Source organism: Rhizobium laguerreae (genome assembly GCF_002008165.1).
In the GTDB taxonomy this organism is placed as follows: domain Bacteria; phylum Pseudomonadota; class Alphaproteobacteria; order Rhizobiales; family Rhizobiaceae; genus Rhizobium; species Rhizobium laguerreae.
In genome coordinates this window covers 72,641-87,333 of the sequence record NZ_MRDM01000010.1, presented here as the reverse complement: position 1 = coordinate 87,333, position 14,693 = coordinate 72,641, and the positions used below count along the sequence as shown (strand labels likewise).

General features: G+C 58.6%; 21 protein-coding genes, 1 tRNA gene and 1 pseudogene. 9 read left to right on the top strand and 14 right to left on the bottom strand.

Going from position 1 to position 14,693, the window contains the following annotated elements; genetic code table 11:
- Nucleotides 1-263: 263 nt before the first annotated feature.
- The 3 genes from BS630_RS08805 to BS630_RS08800 all read right to left on the bottom strand — a co-directional run bounded on the left by BS630_RS08805 (nt 264) and on the right by BS630_RS08800 (nt 2,978).
- Entirely contained in the window at nt 264-2,066 is a 1,803-nt protein-coding gene (locus tag BS630_RS08805; RefSeq protein WP_077977121.1) for a thiamine pyrophosphate-dependent enzyme, read from the bottom strand.
- Between the two features lie 113 nt (nt 2,067-2,179).
- The gene (locus BS630_RS37310; protein WP_167383827.1) at nt 2,180-2,350 is read right to left on the bottom strand and encodes a hypothetical protein; all 171 of its coding nucleotides are present in this window, start codon (nt 2,348-2,350) and stop codon (nt 2,180-2,182) included.
- Between the two features lie 208 nt (nt 2,351-2,558).
- Entirely contained in the window at nt 2,559-2,978 is a 420-nt protein-coding gene (locus BS630_RS08800) for a response regulator (RefSeq protein ID WP_077977120.1), read from the bottom strand.
- A gap of 246 nt (nt 2,979-3,224) precedes the next feature.
- Here BS630_RS08800 and BS630_RS08795 point away from each other — a divergent pair, with 246 nt between their 5' ends.
- The gene (locus BS630_RS08795) at nt 3,225-3,485 is read left to right on the top strand and encodes a hypothetical protein (RefSeq protein WP_025396604.1); all 261 of its coding nucleotides are present in this window, start codon (nt 3,225-3,227) and stop codon (nt 3,483-3,485) included.
- Here BS630_RS08795 and BS630_RS08790 read toward each other — a convergent pair.
- The gene (locus BS630_RS08790) at nt 3,472-3,681 is read right to left on the bottom strand and encodes a hypothetical protein (protein WP_077977119.1); all 210 of its coding nucleotides are present in this window, start codon (nt 3,679-3,681) and stop codon (nt 3,472-3,474) included. The genes BS630_RS08795 and BS630_RS08790 overlap by 14 nt on opposite strands.
- Nucleotides 3,682-3,824: 143 nt before the next feature.
- Here BS630_RS08790 and BS630_RS08785 point away from each other — a divergent pair, with 143 nt between their 5' ends.
- Nucleotides 3,825-4,544: a Crp/Fnr family transcriptional regulator gene (locus BS630_RS08785; protein ID WP_077977118.1), complete on the top strand. Its 720-nt coding sequence runs from the start codon at nt 3,825-3,827 to the stop codon at nt 4,542-4,544.
- A 9-nt stretch (nt 4,545-4,553) separates the two neighbouring features.
- Here the strand turns inward: BS630_RS08785 and BS630_RS08780 are convergent, their stop codons facing one another.
- A complete protein-coding gene (locus BS630_RS08780) occupies nt 4,554-4,808 on the bottom strand; it encodes a hypothetical protein (protein ID WP_025396602.1) in 255 nt (84 codons plus the stop codon).
- A 106-nt stretch (nt 4,809-4,914) separates the two neighbouring features.
- The gene (locus BS630_RS08775; protein ID WP_077977117.1) at nt 4,915-5,286 is read right to left on the bottom strand and encodes a response regulator; all 372 of its coding nucleotides are present in this window, start codon (nt 5,284-5,286) and stop codon (nt 4,915-4,917) included.
- A 259-nt stretch (nt 5,287-5,545) separates the two neighbouring features.
- Between BS630_RS08775 and BS630_RS08770 the strand changes: the two genes are divergently transcribed.
- From BS630_RS08770 to BS630_RS08760, 3 genes are all read left to right on the top strand, one after another.
- Nucleotides 5,546-5,845 (top strand): hypothetical protein, encoded by a 300-nt coding sequence (locus tag BS630_RS08770; RefSeq protein ID WP_077977115.1) that lies wholly within the window; start codon nt 5,546-5,548, stop codon nt 5,843-5,845.
- Nucleotides 5,842-6,150, top strand: a complete 309-nt coding sequence (locus BS630_RS08765) for a hypothetical protein (RefSeq protein ID WP_245289791.1) — start codon at nt 5,842-5,844, stop codon at nt 6,148-6,150. Before BS630_RS08770 ends, BS630_RS08765 begins: the two co-directional genes overlap by 4 nt.
- 130 nt (nt 6,151-6,280) lie before the next feature.
- On the top strand, nt 6,281-6,520 hold the full coding sequence (locus BS630_RS08760) for a DUF6894 family protein (RefSeq protein ID WP_077977695.1): 240 nt from the start codon (nt 6,281-6,283) through the stop codon (nt 6,518-6,520).
- On the opposite strand, the gene BS630_RS08755 is transcribed toward BS630_RS08760, so the two are convergent.
- Both BS630_RS08755 and BS630_RS08750 read right to left on the bottom strand, forming a co-directional pair.
- Nucleotides 6,504-7,244 (bottom strand): Crp/Fnr family transcriptional regulator, encoded by a 741-nt coding sequence (locus BS630_RS08755; RefSeq protein ID WP_077977113.1) that lies wholly within the window; start codon nt 7,242-7,244, stop codon nt 6,504-6,506. The two genes, BS630_RS08760 and BS630_RS08755, sit on opposite strands and share 17 nt — an antisense overlap.
- Before the next feature lie 173 nt (nt 7,245-7,417).
- Nucleotides 7,418-8,796: pseudogene (locus BS630_RS08750) on the bottom strand (sensor histidine kinase).
- Nucleotides 8,797-9,079: 283 nt separating this feature from the next.
- Between BS630_RS08750 and BS630_RS08745 the strand changes: the two are divergent.
- A complete protein-coding gene (locus BS630_RS08745) occupies nt 9,080-9,808 on the top strand; it encodes a Crp/Fnr family transcriptional regulator (protein ID WP_077977111.1) in 729 nt (242 codons plus the stop codon).
- 20 nt (nt 9,809-9,828) lie between these two features.
- On the opposite strand, the gene BS630_RS08740 is transcribed toward BS630_RS08745, so the two are convergent.
- The 3 genes from BS630_RS08740 to BS630_RS08730 all read right to left on the bottom strand — a co-directional run bounded on the left by BS630_RS08740 (nt 9,829) and on the right by BS630_RS08730 (nt 11,052).
- Nucleotides 9,829-10,077, bottom strand: coding sequence for a hypothetical protein (locus BS630_RS08740; RefSeq protein ID WP_025396594.1), 249 nt, complete (start codon nt 10,075-10,077; stop codon nt 9,829-9,831).
- Nucleotides 10,078-10,134: 57 nt separating this feature from the next.
- Complete coding sequence (locus BS630_RS08735) at nt 10,135-10,395, bottom strand: hypothetical protein (RefSeq protein ID WP_025396593.1); 261 nt, start codon at nt 10,393-10,395, stop codon at nt 10,135-10,137.
- A gap of 129 nt (nt 10,396-10,524) precedes the next feature.
- Entirely contained in the window at nt 10,525-11,052 is a 528-nt protein-coding gene (locus tag BS630_RS08730) for a DUF4142 domain-containing protein (RefSeq protein ID WP_077977110.1), read from the bottom strand.
- Nucleotides 11,053-11,475: 423 nt separating this feature from the next.
- On the opposite strand from BS630_RS08730, the gene BS630_RS08725 reads away from it, so the two are divergent.
- The 3 genes from BS630_RS08725 (at nt 11,476) to BS630_RS08715 (ending at nt 13,485) form a co-directional block, all read left to right on the top strand.
- Complete coding sequence (locus BS630_RS08725) at nt 11,476-12,645, top strand: zinc-dependent alcohol dehydrogenase (RefSeq protein WP_077977109.1); 1,170 nt, start codon at nt 11,476-11,478, stop codon at nt 12,643-12,645.
- A gap of 95 nt (nt 12,646-12,740) precedes the next feature.
- Nucleotides 12,741-13,001, top strand: a complete 261-nt coding sequence (locus BS630_RS08720; protein ID WP_077977108.1) for a hypothetical protein — start codon at nt 12,741-12,743, stop codon at nt 12,999-13,001.
- Between the two features lie 70 nt (nt 13,002-13,071).
- Nucleotides 13,072-13,485: a gamma-glutamylcyclotransferase family protein gene (locus BS630_RS08715; RefSeq protein ID WP_077977107.1), complete on the top strand. Its 414-nt coding sequence runs from the start codon at nt 13,072-13,074 to the stop codon at nt 13,483-13,485.
- Between the two features lie 142 nt (nt 13,486-13,627).
- Here the strand turns inward: BS630_RS08715 and BS630_RS08710 are convergent, their stop codons facing one another.
- From BS630_RS08710 to BS630_RS08700, 3 genes are all read right to left on the bottom strand, one after another.
- Entirely contained in the window at nt 13,628-13,867 is a 240-nt protein-coding gene (locus BS630_RS08710) for a GIY-YIG nuclease family protein (RefSeq protein WP_077977106.1), read from the bottom strand.
- Between the two features lie 119 nt (nt 13,868-13,986).
- Nucleotides 13,987-14,062, bottom strand: a tRNA-Ala gene (locus BS630_RS08705).
- Between the two features lie 150 nt (nt 14,063-14,212).
- Nucleotides 14,213-14,596, bottom strand: coding sequence for a TIGR02300 family protein (locus BS630_RS08700; RefSeq protein WP_012759632.1), 384 nt, complete (start codon nt 14,594-14,596; stop codon nt 14,213-14,215).
- Nucleotides 14,597-14,693 lie beyond the last annotated feature (97 nt).

The following is a 14,693-nucleotide window of genomic DNA, read 5'->3' as shown; positions in this document are numbered from 1 at the left end:
CAAGGCAACTATATGGAAGATGACGAACAACGGGCAAACCGCGCTTTTTTCGAAGCATTAGCGAGCTCGGCGACCGACCATGTTCCGGATGCCGTCGACGGGATCCCGCGAGATATTCGGCGGCCTGAACATGCCGGATGCCGAGGCGAGAGCGAGACCGGACCTACTGGAGCGGACGATAAGAACCGGCGCAGGCGATGAGCTGCGGCGCGAAAGTCGCCACCAGCTGAAGACAAGCTGTTCGTCGCACCTCCTTCGATCGTTCAAGGAGTGCCCGGCAAATCGGTCGAGTTTTCAGATAGCTCCTTTTCCTGCTCTCCGGCGGCCATCATTTCGCGCAGCGGCGAACGCGACACATTTGCCTCGATCGCCTCATGACCCGGCGTATCGGCAAGCGCCTCGCGGAAATTTTTGGCGTAGTTTTTCGGCATCTTCGGCGGCATCATCGGCTCGTATTGATCCACCAGGGCTTGAATGACCACAGGACCGGCCATGGAAAAAGCTTCCTCCAAAGTCGGCTCGATCTGATCGAAGCTGCTGATCGTGAAGCCGTGGCCTCCCATTGCCTCTGCCGCCTTGGCAAAATCGATCGGCGCCAGCTCGCAGGCAAATTGCGGGTTGCCGAGGAACATCATCTGCTCCCAGGCAATCTGGTTGAGCATGCCGTTGCAGATCACCAGAATTTTCAACGGCAGAGCCATCCGAACGGCGGTCGAGAACTCACCGAGCTGCATGCCGAATCCGCCATCGCCGATGACCGCATAGATTGGCCGTTTCGGATCGGCAGCGCCCGCCGCAATCGCATAAGGCAGGCCGGAGGCCATCGAAGCGAGCGCGCCGGAGACGGCGAACTGGTTTGCCGGGCCGAGGTCGATGTGGCGCGCTGCGAGTTCGGTGTTTTGGCCGGAATCGGCCACCAACACGCCGTCGGCCGCGATACGCCTGCCGAAGGCTCGCACCACGGCCTGTGGCTTCAAGGGAGCGCTCAGGTCCGTCTCCATCATCTCCATCTTTCGGCGCCAGTCGGACATCGCCGTTTGCGCCTGCTCCAGAAATGACCGATCCGTTTTGCTGTTCAGCCTGGGCTTCAGCAGCCGCAGCGTTTCCCGCGCCTCGCCCACGAGACCGGCATCGACGGGGAAGCGCAGGCCAATGCGCTGAGGATCGCTGTCGATCTGCACGCCGCGGGCGCCTTCGGGCCGCGGGTAATATTCGATATAGGGAAAGGAGGAACCGACGATCAGCACCGCGTCGCATTGCTCCATGATCTGCTGCGACGGGCTGGTGCCGAGAATTCCGATGCCGCCGGTCGTCAAGGGATCGTCGTCGGCGAGAGCGGTCTTGCCGAGCAGGGCTTTGGCCACCGGCGCCGCGAGCAGGTCGGCAATCTCGCGTAATTCCACCTGGGCGCCGACGGCGCCCCGGCCGGCGAGGATCGCCACCTTGCGGGCATCATTGAGTATCTGGGCCGCACGATCGAGCTCGATTTCCTCGGGGATTTGGCGGCCCCGGAAATAGCGGTTCGGCACATGTTTGGGACGGTTTCGTTTCGAGCGCAATTTCGCGTCCATCTCCTGAACGTCATTGGCGATGGAGAGATGTGCCACGCCGCGGCGTGAGAGCGCCGAGCGGCAGGCAAGGCTGGCGACGTTTTCCATGTGCGATGCGTCACTGACGTGCGCATTATAGATCGCGACATTGTCGAACACGCGGGTCAGGTCGACGTCCTGCTGGGTAAAGGTCTCGATCAGGTCGTGATACTGCGTTCCGGTGATGGCAAGCACCGGCATCTGGTCGAGCTTGGCATCGTAGAGGCCCGTCAGCAGATGCGTGCCGCCGGGTCCGGACGTTGCGAGACAGACGCCGAGCTTTCCGGTGAACTTGGCGTAGGCGCTCGCCATGAAGGCGGCCGATTCCTCATGCCGAACCTGGATGAACCGGATCCGGTCCTGGCGCTTGCGCAGCGCCTCCATAATACCGTTGATGCCATCTCCCGGAAGGCCGAAGACGAGCTTGACGTCCCATTCGATCAGCGTGTCAATCAATATGTCGGCGGCATTGGGCATCGAACTCGTCCTTTGTTTGTCAAAGACCGCAAACCTGCGCCGCTATCAAAGGTTCCGAGCTCAATCCTTGGAGCTGCACGGTAGCAAGCCGATGTGGCAGGCTACGGCTTCGTTCACATCCTATGCGCCAGACCGTAGACGAGGATGGTGACGTAAAGCAGGAAGGCGATGGCGGCCACGGTCACGATCAGGATGACGGCGATCCGCCCGCCTTTCAGGCTGTTTCGCTGCTGTTTGGCAGTGGGGCGGGTTGCCTGAATCGGATCTTTTTCTGGCTTGTCCATCAGGACCTCGCTTCCGTCGAGACCGGCGCCGGCTCATCACCTCGCCGCCTGCCTCAAATGAGATGATTGCACCGAAAACGATCAAAAGCCCGACCAACATCACGGCTACGATGTAGATTACGAAGCTCGACGGTCCGTCTTCTGGTTCATCCGCCCCTTCCCTGCTCCTCAAACCGCGGGGCAAGTGCAATGTTCCCGACAGATGATCTTACCGCGTATTCCTGCCTTGCGTGCAGCCATCGACCACGATCGATGTCGGCCCCTGACGTATGCAGCGCCTGATTTCCGTCAACAATGCCGCCGGCTCGCATGGTTTTTCCAACCACACGCCCTCGGAAAATGCTGCAGCATCCGGGTGCACCTTCTGCTGGGCGCCCGTGTAAACGATAAATGGGATATGGCGGTCGCGCAAAGATCTGGCGATCGCTCCGGCGATCCCGTCTTTCAGTTCGACATCCATCACCACCAGATCGGGATCGTTGGCCGTCAGCCACTCTTCAGCGGCTCTACAAGACGACACTGTCTCTATCCGGTCGAAGCCGGCGCGATGAAGCGTGTCCTCCACATCCATCGCGATGATAATCTCATCCTCCATCAGAAGAATGGAAGTCGTCCCTGCAATGTTCATGGCCCAACCCCTAATATGCGGAGTTGATACAATAAACTATTCAGGCCAAAATTCAGGGATCGTGCGCTATCGCACGGTCCTGTTACGAGCGCGTTTCTTTGCTCCTGCATGTCGGTCACGACGACCGTGCCGTTGCCCTCCATGTCATTGATCGAGCGCGCTATCGGCTGGAACTTTCCCTCGCGCGATCGGTTCGGCGCCGTGCCCCGAGCGAGTGTGTGGGGCCGACATCGAACGGAGGTTTCCATGACGACCGCAAATACGACGACCGATCATTCTGCCATTCGCAAATGGGTGGAAGCCCGTAAAGGACAACCCTCCCGCGTCAAGGGCGCCAAGCAAGGCGGCATATTGCGGATAGACTTCGGAGAGCCGGAAGAGAACCTGGAAAAGATCTCCTGGGACGAATTCTTCGCCATTTTCGATGAAAACGAACTTGCCTTTCTTTATCAGGACAAGACCGAGGATGGGACAAGCCGATTCAACAAATTCGTCAGCCGTAAATGACCGGATGATATTCGCCGCGCGAGATGGTCGTGCTGTCATCGCCATGCTCGCGGAGGATACTGGCGGCGGCGAGGCCGGCGGCAAGCTCTGAGCCTGGTTCGCGGCCGTGACGCGCGAAAAAGCTCACGCTTGCTATAACAGCACCATTCCTGCCGTGCGGCCGCGCCTGCAGGGCCTTTGTCGCCGGCCAGGCCATTGTCTTTTTCAGTCCGGGCGATTTTCAAAACCAGAAAGGCGAAGCACTGCGGTCTGTACGTTAGTGCACAAACTATTGCTCAACGATTCTATATGGTTAGGTTCGCTGCAGCAGCGATCGACGATCGATGCGCGGATCAAGCCATGGACGATGAACAATTGAATTTTCGAAATGAACTTCTGCGCGCCATGGGGCCGCAGGAGCGTGAACTTCTTGTGCCCCATCTGGAGCCTGTCGATCTTGACGTGCCTTTGATCCTCGAGATGGAAGATACGCCGGTCGGCGACGTGTATATTCTCGAATCGGGACTAGCATCGATCGTCGCGCGGTTTCCAGGCGGGCGCGACATCGAAGTGGGCATCGTCGGCAGGGAGGGCATGACCGGCGCCGCCGTGATCCTTGGCGGTGATCAATCCGCCAACCGGACATTCATGCAGATCTCAGGCCACGGGTTCAAATTGCCGGCAGCCATTCTTTATGCCGCCATGGAGGAGAGCCGCGCCTTGCGCAGTCTGCTTCTGGCCTATGTCCAGGCGCTGCTGGCGCAGACGACATCGACCGTGCTTGCTAATGGTCATGCCAAACTCGAGGAGCGGCTCGCGCGGTGGCTGCTGATGGTCCATGACCGGACGGACGGCATGACGATATCGCTGACCCATGAATTTCTCGCGGTGATGCTTGGTGTCCGCCGCGCCGGCGTGACGGTTGCGCTGCATCTGCTCGAAGGCAAAGGTCTGATCCGGTCCACCCGAAGGCAGATCGTCATCCTCAACCGGCGCGGATTGATCGAAGAGGCGCACGGCTCCTACGGGGCGGCGGAGGAGGAATATCGACGGCTGATCGGCAGCCATCTTGCGCGTTGAACAGTCTTTTCAATCAGAGTTGGCAGTGACCTGCGGTGACAGGCGGCGCTTCCGTGTCGATGCCAAGCGACCCACCGACAGCAATTTGTCCTGGTCTGCCACTCCATGACGATAAAGGCTGATCAGCAACGCTGCGATCTCCTCAGTCTCCGGCGCTCGCAACGGTCTGCCCGTCTCGCAACAGATGGCATTCAAAATCGCCTGCAACTGACTGAGGTCAGCTGAATCGAGCGCTTTCAAATGAGCAGACTGGGAATCGAGCATAGCGCCTTTCCCGATACGAAGGCTTCGGATTATGCAGATACCCATAATGGAGCGCAGACACGGTCAGCGCAACGCCCCTTTGAAAACCGTACGCAAGCGCACTGATCTAATGATAGTAACCGGCATCAGGCCCGAACAACGCCGCGACGATCGCGTTGATGTCGGCGGGACGATGGCTGAGGACAAAGCCGGCTGAGCGCGCTTCGGACCGATGATCCTGAGCGAAGACGAAGGGTATCCGTCGCGTCTCCAGCCAATCGCTTATTGCAAGCATCGCCTCGTCGGAAATGGTGACATCGATGATCGCCGCATCGCATACCAGGCTTTCATCCAAGCAATGCATCGCAATCGCATCGACGCGCCGATCGACGACCACGGCTTGATGCGCGACCAATGCCTCCCTGGCGCCGTCCGACAGGAAGCTTGGCTCCCCGATGATGACGATCGTCTTGCCGGCGACCGGACTGAGCGATTTCATAGCGGACGCCTGCAATGGTTGTTCTGACTGCGATTGTGCCCTTGGATGGCACCTCAGGCCGTCACTGTCTGCGCCGTGCGTAGCATATTCATGCCTGCCATGCGACCTTCATTTGGTTCACCAAACCGCATCGCCTTGTGTTGGTTCCCCGGCCGGCGGCGAGGCCAACGGGAAACCGAATTCGTACGGTTCCGCACGAGCGGTTGAAATCGAAAATCCGGAATTTTAGGATCGTCTTACATTCCTGGGGAGGAACACGATGACACAGCATTCGGGAATTACGAAGCCGGCTTTGCAGCCTGCTGACGTCGCCATGTTGCAGGCTGTCTTGCGAGGCTGGTGCCAGGAAAAATCATGTGGGATTGCCAGTCCGGCGGCGCAACATGTTGCCAGGGAACTTGTCTCCTGGTTTGAGTGCGGCATTCGAGATCAGCGTAAACTCAGCGATCTGATGCGATATATGCACTTGGATTCCAAAAGTTTGCCGGTTTCCACGGAAGCGCCGCGTCGGGAGTCCGTGCGATCGGCCGCCAATATCAGCGAAACCAATGTGCTATGATGGACAGGCTCGGTTATTTCAAATGGGTCACCGCGGACCCGACCGCTCTCAATGCCGTCGATCGGCAGATTGTGGTCAGGCAGATCGTCGATGAGCTTCAAGAGATCTGCGATAGGGACGCTGGAAGCGGCGGCATCGACCGGTACCCGGCGCTCAATCGTCTGCTCCAAACGATCCGCGCCTCCATCATATCTATCGCCAAAGCCGACGACAGTTGCTGGGAAGGTATCATCGACGAGCTTCTCCAGCTTCGCACGACGATGGTTGATCTCAGGGCGAGTCAGGGCGCAAGGATCTCCCACTGATGCCCGAGAAAATCGTGATGCAGGACCTCCTTCATCGCCGCCGGTTATTTCGAGCTTAGCCGACCGTCGACATTTTTCTGAGGAACTAACCGCAATTTATGGCATTGATTCCGCAACGATGGGGCGGGCGATGCCAACATTTTACTTCAACATCGTTTCCGCTGCAGGGACGATCGCCGACTTCGAAGGGACCGAGCTGGCGACGCTCGAGGACGCCAGGCGCGAGGCCATACGCGACGCGAGAGCGCTGATGAGCCAGGCGGTCCTTTCGGGAAAAGATATTTCCGCCAGAAGAGTTCATATTTGCGACGAACAGGGCGGCATTCTCCTGATCGTGCCTTTCACCGAAACGATCAGGCCTTTCGACTGACCGATCGCCGAACCGGCAGGCCGATCAGTCGTTCATATTCCCGCTCGGGTATGCCGTAACTTCCGGCGGCGATCTCTTCCAGCTTCGCTCTATCGATGACCCTGACATTGCCGCGGGTGGCCTTGATGATCCTCATTCCCTCGATGACATGCAGCTCGTTGGTGACGCCGGAGCGGCGCACGCCAAGCATAAGCGACAGGAATTCATGGGTGAGCGGCAGATCGTTGCCAATCAGACGGTCATGGCACATCAGCAGCCAGCGCGCGAGCCGCTCGTGCATATTGTAGCGCCCGTTGGCGAGCGCCGATTGGGCAAGCTGTATGTCACAACAATGCACGTAGTTGAGGAACATGTCGTTGACCGCCGGAAACTCCGCCAGTATCCGCCTGAAGGTGGTGACGGAGACCAGCAGACCGGAGCCGCTAACCTGAAGGAAAGTCCGGTTCGGCGTCGTATCCGTCTTCAGGACGACATGGGCTCCCACCAGGCCCTCATATCCGACATGTCCGACCTCGACAGCTTCGTCTTCGGCGATGGTGGCCACCATCGACGCCAGACCCTCCTCCATGAAACAGACGTGTTCGTTCGGCTGATCGGATTCGACCAAGACATGTTTAGCCGGCAGCTGGACCACTTCGGCATCGGCCATCAGCAAGTCGAAGACATCGGTGGGCAAAGCCTTCAGCAGCAGGTTGCGAACATTACGCTGATCGGGTGCGGGCATGCACGTCTCCTTCGGGAGGGAGCCCGCACTCATACCAGCAGCCGTTGCGATGGTGGCAATGATCAGCTTATGCGTCAAAAAGGCAGTCATAGCCATATTCGCAAAGGACTTTGTGCGTTTTTGACAATTCCGGCGACAGGTACAGGAGCCGATTTATCACTGGAAATAAACGGTTACGGGTTTTGAGGCAGACGGATTAAAAATCGCGCGCCTGACCGTTGATCCTCGATCTGAAGCTCGGCCTTCAGCTGCTGCACGAGACCACGGACGACCCTCATTCCCAGGCTTTTACCGTCATTTTCGAAGGACGAAAATTCCGGCGGCAGACCTTTTCCGCATCGGCGATCTCAAGCAGAATTTCGTCATTGGTACTATGCGCCCTGACGGTGACTGGGCCGGAGCCGTCGGGATAGGCGTGTTTGAAAGCGTTCGTCACCAGCTCGTTGACAAGAAGGGCGATCTGGATCGCACGGTCGGCATCGACGACGCACGGCTCCACCTCGACGGATACGGCGTGCTGGGAGGCTGACTGCTGCAGGCGTTGACAGAGGTTCGACAAGAAGTCCGCCAGATCCACCGTCTCGATATGCGGCTGGCGCCACAATTGATCATGCACTTGGGCAATGGTTCCGACGCGCGCCTCCGCATCGCTGAGCGCCCGGCCCACTTCCGGATGCTGCGCTAGACGGGCCTGCATCGCCAGCATGCCCGCGACCAACATCAGGCTGTTTTTGACGCGATGGCTGATCTCGCGCATCATGATTTGCTGATGCTCATCGGCAAAGTGTCGTTCGGTGTCGTCGCGCAGCACCTTCAGGTAGCCGGCTCTGTTGTGATGGGCGCGAAGCGGCATGGTCAAGCCGCTGCCCCAGAACGCCGTGCCGTCCTTGCGCATGTGAAACCGTTCGTTCTCTGCACGACCGCATTCGAACGCCGTTTTCATTTCGCGTTCCAATGCGCCATTTTCGCGGTCCTCCGGCAAGAACAAGATACGTGCGTCGCGATCGAGGATATCCCGTTCCTCATAGCCGAAAATGCGGCAGGCCCCGGTGTTCCAGCGGATGATCAGTCCGTCGCGATCAAAGGTGAAGATCGCATAGTCGGTGGCGCTTTGGAGAATGAGCTGCAGGCGCTCCTGGCTCGAACGCAACGTTTCGTCCTGCTGAAGCGTTCGTGTACGGTCGCGAACGACCTTCATGAGGCCATAGACCCCGCCGGCGTCGTTGCGAAGCGGCATCATCAGCCCGGAAGCCCAAAACATGCTGCCGTCTTTTCTAACGTGCCACCGATTGTCGTCGGCACGGCCTTCGGCGAGCGCCACCCGCCTCTCCTTAAGCGGCACGCCAGCGAGTTGATCCTCGAAGGAGAAGATCAACTCGCTGTTCTGGCCGATCATCTCATATGGGGAATAGCCGAAGAGATTTTTCGCACCCGTGCTCCAAGTGGCGACCGTGCCGTCGATGTCCATGGTGAAAATAGCATAGTCCAAGGCGCTCTCGACGATATGCCGATAGACGTCAGCATTTTCACCCGGAAAGGCATATTGATCCACGCCAATGGGCTCCTCAAGATTAGCATCGTCTTACATTAGCACCTCCGACGGCGATTTCTCCGCGAGTGCGTTTGCGTACAAAGTCACGATCGAACATCGCCGCGACGTGAAGGAACCGATGCAAGCGCGACAGAGCGACCGATACCCCGTTCGGGGTGCACGACCACGGACAAACGGCTTGCAATGGGGCCTGTTGCGGCCCATAATTCGACCATCGTTGGCTGAATTTTTGGCGCCGACGGCTGGGAGACGATCCGCTCTTGCCACACAAGAGGGCAAGGTGATGCGTCCTTTCGAAAGCAAAAATCTCTTCCTGCTCCATCTGACGACGCCGCAGATTGTGGTCTTCGAGAGAATTCTCGAGCCGCTTGCTCTGCCGCGCGATTTCGAACTCGCCTCCATCGGCCTGCCCGTCAGCCACTATTACTTCCTGGAAAGCGGCATCGCCTCCATGGTGGCGACTTCGCCTGAAGGCAAGAAAGCCGAAATCGGCTTGGTCGGCAGAGATGGCATATCGCCGCCGGTTCTAACGATGGAGGCGGAGAAATTTTCCTTTGACGTGATGATGCAGGTCGGCGGCGCGGGACGTCGTGTGGAAGCACGGGCTTTGGCAGGGTTTCTGTCCGACCAGCCCGCCGTCCGCCAACTGCTTGCGCGCTTTCTGCATGGCTTTTTCGCGCAGGTCGCCAACACCGCGCTTTCCAATGCCGTTCACAAGATCGACGTTCGATTGGCAAAGTGGATATTGATGTGTCACGATCGTATGGATGGCGAGGAGATCGCGCTGACGCATGAATATATGGCGACCATGCTCGGCGTGCGCCGCTCCAGCGTTACCGAAGCGCTGCACATCCTCGAAGGCGAGCACTTCATCTATTCTCACCGGGGACTTGTTATCGTTCGCAATCGCACATCCCTGGAAGCGTTTGCGGCTGATGCCTACGATGCTCCGGGAGTATCGGGCCGCAGCTGGCCCGACCTCGGTCAGCTCTCACTGGTTGCGGTCCAGTAGCCTTCTGCAAGACGCGGGCGCTATTGCGGCGTCAACCGGTCGGGCCTGTTCTTCCATTCCTTGTACGGCTGCAGCAGCTGGCCGGGAAACCGTCTTTCGATCGCGCTCTCGGTGAGAAGGATTTTTGCGAAGACCTCGTCTGTCGAGGATCGATTCAACGCTTCGCTGCGCATCTCCAGATCAGCCATCAGTTCGAAAAGCTCTTCATCCGTCATCGACTCCAGAGCCGAGGCGAACTCACGCTCCGAGACATCCGCAAAATCCGTCACGATGCACCTCCTGCCGATGGCTGCGTTTTGACCTACCGATCAGCGATTTCTTAGGCGTCATTGCCCTGGCAGGTCCTTCTCGGTCGTCGCAGCCGCCGGAAGCTTTTGCTGCGACCCTTCCCTGTCCGACGCCCGCATCGGAGCCGTCGGCGCACTGGCGACATAGAGGCCCAGCACCAGCGCGCCGATGGCAACGACAAATGCACCCGATATGGCGAGGACGGACCGCTGTCCGTCCTGCTTGATCATTCCGAAAGCAAGAGCAATGCCGAGAAGGGCCGCTCCTCCTGCCACTGCAAACAGCCAGAGGTAATTCATCCGCAGAGGCTCCCAATGTCCGGCCGCCTAACCCTGAGGAGGGCGGAATGTTCCTGGAGCATTTCCGTTCTCTCCAGATCACGGAAATGCTCCATCTCTTTGTTACAACTTCGGCGCAACCGCAGACGGCTATTTGTTAAGCTCCTCTGCCATCTGCAGATGGTGTTCAAGCGCAGGCCTCGTGCTTGCCGCCCAAGCTTTCAGCTCAGCATTGTCGCCGCCTTCGCCATAGCGTTTGAAGAGATCGACCGCATCCTCGTGCGCGGCCTCCTGATCGGAATGATATTGCTTGAGGAAATCATCGCCTTGAAGGCCCTTCAGCTTGTCGAGCATGTCCTGCTGCGCGCTGGTCATGGCGCCCGGCAGCTGCGCCTGCACCTTGCCGGCGGAGATCAACGCCTTGAGTTCGCTGCTGGTCTTTTGATGGTCCGTCACCATCTGCTGCGCAAAGGTCTTGGTTGCAGCATCACCGCGCTCGAGTGCCAACTTGCTGGATTCGATCTCGAACATGTCGCTGGTGGCAGCCTCCAGCACGAAATCCTCGGTCTTCGGTGCGGTTCCCATCAGCGAATTGACACCGGTCTTTTCGGCGGCGGACTGAGCCATCACAGGTCCGGCAAGCGAAACGGCAAGAGAGGCGATGATGATCTTCTTCATGGTTTCTGATCTCCTGGTTGGAGGCGTCAGAACTTTGAAAGCGCGAAACTGTTCCCGGCGCGCGGATCAATTGTCGTCTGGCCCTTGGTGCGAATTACAAAAGATCCGTGTCGAGCGGATCTGCAAAAGACCACGATCGGCGCCGGGGCATACTGTTATCGGCATCGCGCCTACAGCGCCGCGGGTCTGGCTGGGACCCCAGCGGATGACCGGGTGATGGCGCGAGCGCTGAGGAAGGTTTGTTCCTGCGACTATGGATCTGCTCGTTTTCCGATGGAACAACTTTCGCGGATCTAGGTTTGGTCGTCTTCTCGGGGGGCCAAAACGATGAAGATCGTTTTCGTGCACCGCATGTTCCAAACCCGAAGAGCTGCAAGGGCAGCGCGTCGGCATTGCGGCTAGATCAAGAAGGCAGGCGAAGACATGAAGGCACTCACCTGGCACGGCAAACACGACATCCGATGCGAGAGCGTTCCCGATCCTCAAATCCAGGAAGGCCGCGACGCGATCATCAAGGTGACGGCGTGCGCGATCTGCGGCTCGGATCTCCATCTCTTCAACGGTGTGATGCCCGACATGCATAGCGGCGACATCATGGGCCATGAGACCATGGGCGAGGTCGTCGAAGTCGGCAGGGACAATAAAAAGCTCAAGGTCGGCGACCGTGTCGTCGTGCCTTTCACCATCTCCTGCGGCGAATGCTTCTTCTGCCAACGCGGCTTTTATTCCGGATGTGAACGCAGCAATCCCGATCCGTCGAAGGTCAAGAAGATGTGGGGGAATTCGCCTGCGGGCCTGTTCGGCTACACGCATCTTCTCGGCGGTTACAGTGGAGGCCAGGCGGAGTACCTGCGCGTGCCTTATGCGGACGTCGGCCCGATCAAGGTGCCGGATGGACTGACGGATGAGCAGGTGCTCTTTCTCTCCGATATCTTTCCGACAGGCTACATGGCGGCAGATTTCTGCAATATCCAGTCCGGCGACACGATCGCGATCTGGGGCTGCGGTCCCGTCGGGCAGATGGCGATCAAGTCGGCCTTCATCCTCGGCGCCGAGCGCGTCATTGCTATCGATACCGTGCCGGAGCGGCTTGCTCTTGCCGAGGCGTCGGGAGCAATCACGCTCGATTTCATGGACGACGATATCTACGACAAGCTGATGGAGCTGACCAATGGGCGCGGCGCCGACGCTTGCATCGATGCGGTCGGCACCGAAGCCGATCCTTCGGCGAGCTGGGACTCACGGCTTGACCGCATCAAGGTCGCCACCTTCATGGGAACCGACCGACCGCACGTCCTTCGCCAGGCAATCCATTGTTGCCGCAACTTCGGCACGGTTTCGATCGTCGGCGTCTATGGCGGTTTCCTCGACAAGATCCCGATGGGTTCGGCGATCAACCGCGGCCTGACCTTCCGAATGGCGCAGACGCCGGTGCAGCATTACCTGCCGCTGCTGATGGAACGCATCCAGAAGGACGAGATTGATCCGTCCTTCGTCATCACCCATCGCGCGCCCCTCGAAGAAGGCCCCGATCTCTACAAGACTTTCCGCGACAAGAAGGACGGCTGCATCAAGGTTGTTCTCAAGCCGTAGAGAAGTCGACTGCGGTCAAGGCAAGCAGGATTGGCGCCATAAAGCTAACCACTGGCGCCTTGGGATTATCGCCGGCATTGAGGAAAGGTCCGATCATGCAGAAGGAATCCAACGATCCTATCGAAGACCGACATAAGCTGCGCCCACCGGAGATGGAGCTCGAGCCCATCCCGCCAGAAGGTGAAGACCCGGGTGACGCTGCCGGCAAGGGCGGCAAAGCGCAAGCCGGCGGTCGCCCGAAGGGATCACCGGCGACGCGCCGCGGCCAAGCGGACAATCAAAGGGTAGAAGGATTGCCCGAAACAGACGCGGCAAAAAGCCTGGCGACGGCACCACCGGCGATGAAGCGCGATTGACCACGACCGTCGTCGTCCGTCGAATCGAACACCGCGTAATGGTAGCCGATAACGCGTAAGGCTGAGCGCGATGACACAGGACGTATTCGTTTTTGGAACGCTGAAGAGAGGTTTCGCTCTGCATGAGCGGGGACTGTCCCGCGCAAGGTTTCTCGGAATTTTCAGGACTCTGGAATGTTATCCGATGCTTATTGCCGGTCCCTGGTTCGCCCCGATGATGTTCAACGAACCGGGCAACGGCTATCACGTCGTCGGTGAACTTTATGAGTCCGGCGACGATACGATAGCAAGGCTGGACCAGCTGGAATCCCTCGGCATCCCCGGCAATCTGCGCGTGGCGATAGACGTGGAACCGGTCGCCGGCGGGCCAATACGCACAGCGCTGGCATACATGAAATCGCGGCAGCTCGCTAAGCCCGTTCACTCGGATTATCTGCGCGTCTACGAAGACCGGCGGTTTGTTCCGTTCGACCGGAGAGGCTGAGGCGCCTGTGGACAAATCGGCCCGGAACGGACACGGCAAAAAGCCTAGCGAGGGCACCGTCGATGATGAAGCGCGATTGAACTGCGGCCATCGTCGCCATGTGGGGGGGCGCAAGCGGCCTGCTCGATTTGACGCGAGACGGCTACAGTCTTTTCTTTGCGAATGCTCTGCCTGAAGCCGACTTCAGATATTTCTCGAAAGCGAAGGCCTGCGCTTCATCGGAGAAAGCGAGATAGGTCTTGAGAGACCAAGGAAGATATTTCGAGGTGTGAGAAACCTCGCCGGCGTTGTGTTTTGCCAAGCGCGACTTCAGGTCACTCGTCACGCCAACATAATAGCGATCCGGAAATTCAGTGCTATGGAGAATGTAGACGTACTTCATGAAGGATCATAGCCCGCCTACGTTGCTTCGCAACTTCGGCGCGGCAGCCTCCGCTTCCTTCTCGCCCTCGTCCCGTCAAGCCTGCCGGCCTGCCGAGCCGAAGCTCGAAGAGCGTAGGCTGGTGGAGCTAAGCGGGATCGAACCGCTGACCTCTTGCATGCCATGCAAGCGCTCTCCCAGCTGAGCTATAGCCCCATCAAGGTGGTCCGGCTTAAGGCCGGTCCTGGGATGCTCCTTAAGGCTGGCGCCTTCGGAGTGGCGGCTTATTACTTCCGGATTCCGGAGATAGCAAGCCTAAAAAATCTGGCCCGGAGAATTTTTTCCTCGCCGGGCCGAAATGCGGTCTCAGACTTCGTCGTCGTCGCCGGTCACGCCGATGATATCGCTCATGTCGTCATCATCGTCATCTTCGTCGGGTGTAAGGAAGGTATCGTCGTCGTCGTCGCCTTCGATTTCGACATCGTCATCGCCGATATCGGGGATGTCGTCACCGCTGGCGGCGTCATCGGCATCTTCCAGCGAAACCAATTCGACTTCGGTGTTTTCAGTATCGACTTCCGCGACCTCCTCTTCCTCGGCAACTTCGGCGATCGCCGAGGTTTCTTCGAAGAAGGACAGAGGGTAGGACTTGCCGGTATAAGGAGAGACGATCGGATCCCGGTTCAGATCATAAAACTTCTTGCCGGTTTCCGGATCGGTACGCTTGGTTCCAAGTTCCGCTTTCGCCACTATAAGCCTCGTGTGAATAGCCGAATATGAGATTCGGCAGATGCCGTTCAAGCCGGCGTTCCATCGGAATTTATAAGCCGGTCCCCTTAATCGCTGT

Bases quoted from the DNA above. Each gene is read 5' to 3' on its own strand.
- BS630_RS08805 (WP_077977121.1), bottom strand. From the start codon at position 2,066: ATGCCCAATGCCGCCGACATATTGATTGACACGCTGATCGAATGGGAC.
- BS630_RS37310 (WP_167383827.1), bottom strand. From the start codon at position 2,350: ATGGACAAGCCAGAAAAAGATCCGATTCAGGCAACCCGCCCCACTGCC.
- BS630_RS08800 (WP_077977120.1), bottom strand. From the start codon at position 2,978: ATGAACATTGCAGGGACGACTTCCATTCTTCTGATGGAGGATGAGATT.
- BS630_RS08795 (WP_025396604.1), top strand. From the start codon at position 3,225: ATGACGACCGCAAATACGACGACCGATCATTCTGCCATTCGCAAATGG.
- BS630_RS08790 (WP_077977119.1), bottom strand. From the start codon at position 3,681: ATGGCCTGGCCGGCGACAAAGGCCCTGCAGGCGCGGCCGCACGGCAGG.
- BS630_RS08785 (WP_077977118.1), top strand. From the start codon at position 3,825: ATGGACGATGAACAATTGAATTTTCGAAATGAACTTCTGCGCGCCATG.
- BS630_RS08780 (WP_025396602.1), bottom strand. From the start codon at position 4,808: ATGCTCGATTCCCAGTCTGCTCATTTGAAAGCGCTCGATTCAGCTGAC.
- BS630_RS08775 (WP_077977117.1), bottom strand. From the start codon at position 5,286: ATGAAATCGCTCAGTCCGGTCGCCGGCAAGACGATCGTCATCATCGGG.
- BS630_RS08770 (WP_077977115.1), top strand. From the start codon at position 5,546: ATGACACAGCATTCGGGAATTACGAAGCCGGCTTTGCAGCCTGCTGAC.
- BS630_RS08765 (WP_245289791.1), top strand. From the start codon at position 5,842: ATGATGGACAGGCTCGGTTATTTCAAATGGGTCACCGCGGACCCGACC.
- BS630_RS08760 (WP_077977695.1), top strand. From the start codon at position 6,281: ATGCCAACATTTTACTTCAACATCGTTTCCGCTGCAGGGACGATCGCC.
- BS630_RS08755 (WP_077977113.1), bottom strand. From the start codon at position 7,244: ATGCCCGCACCCGATCAGCGTAATGTTCGCAACCTGCTGCTGAAGGCT.
- BS630_RS08745 (WP_077977111.1), top strand. From the start codon at position 9,080: ATGCGTCCTTTCGAAAGCAAAAATCTCTTCCTGCTCCATCTGACGACG.
- BS630_RS08735 (WP_025396593.1), bottom strand. From the start codon at position 10,395: ATGAATTACCTCTGGCTGTTTGCAGTGGCAGGAGGAGCGGCCCTTCTC.
- BS630_RS08730 (WP_077977110.1), bottom strand. From the start codon at position 11,052: ATGAAGAAGATCATCATCGCCTCTCTTGCCGTTTCGCTTGCCGGACCT.
- BS630_RS08725 (WP_077977109.1), top strand. From the start codon at position 11,476: ATGAAGGCACTCACCTGGCACGGCAAACACGACATCCGATGCGAGAGC.
- BS630_RS08720 (WP_077977108.1), top strand. From the start codon at position 12,741: ATGCAGAAGGAATCCAACGATCCTATCGAAGACCGACATAAGCTGCGC.
- BS630_RS08715 (WP_077977107.1), top strand. From the start codon at position 13,072: ATGACACAGGACGTATTCGTTTTTGGAACGCTGAAGAGAGGTTTCGCT.
- BS630_RS08710 (WP_077977106.1), bottom strand. From the start codon at position 13,867: ATGAAGTACGTCTACATTCTCCATAGCACTGAATTTCCGGATCGCTAT.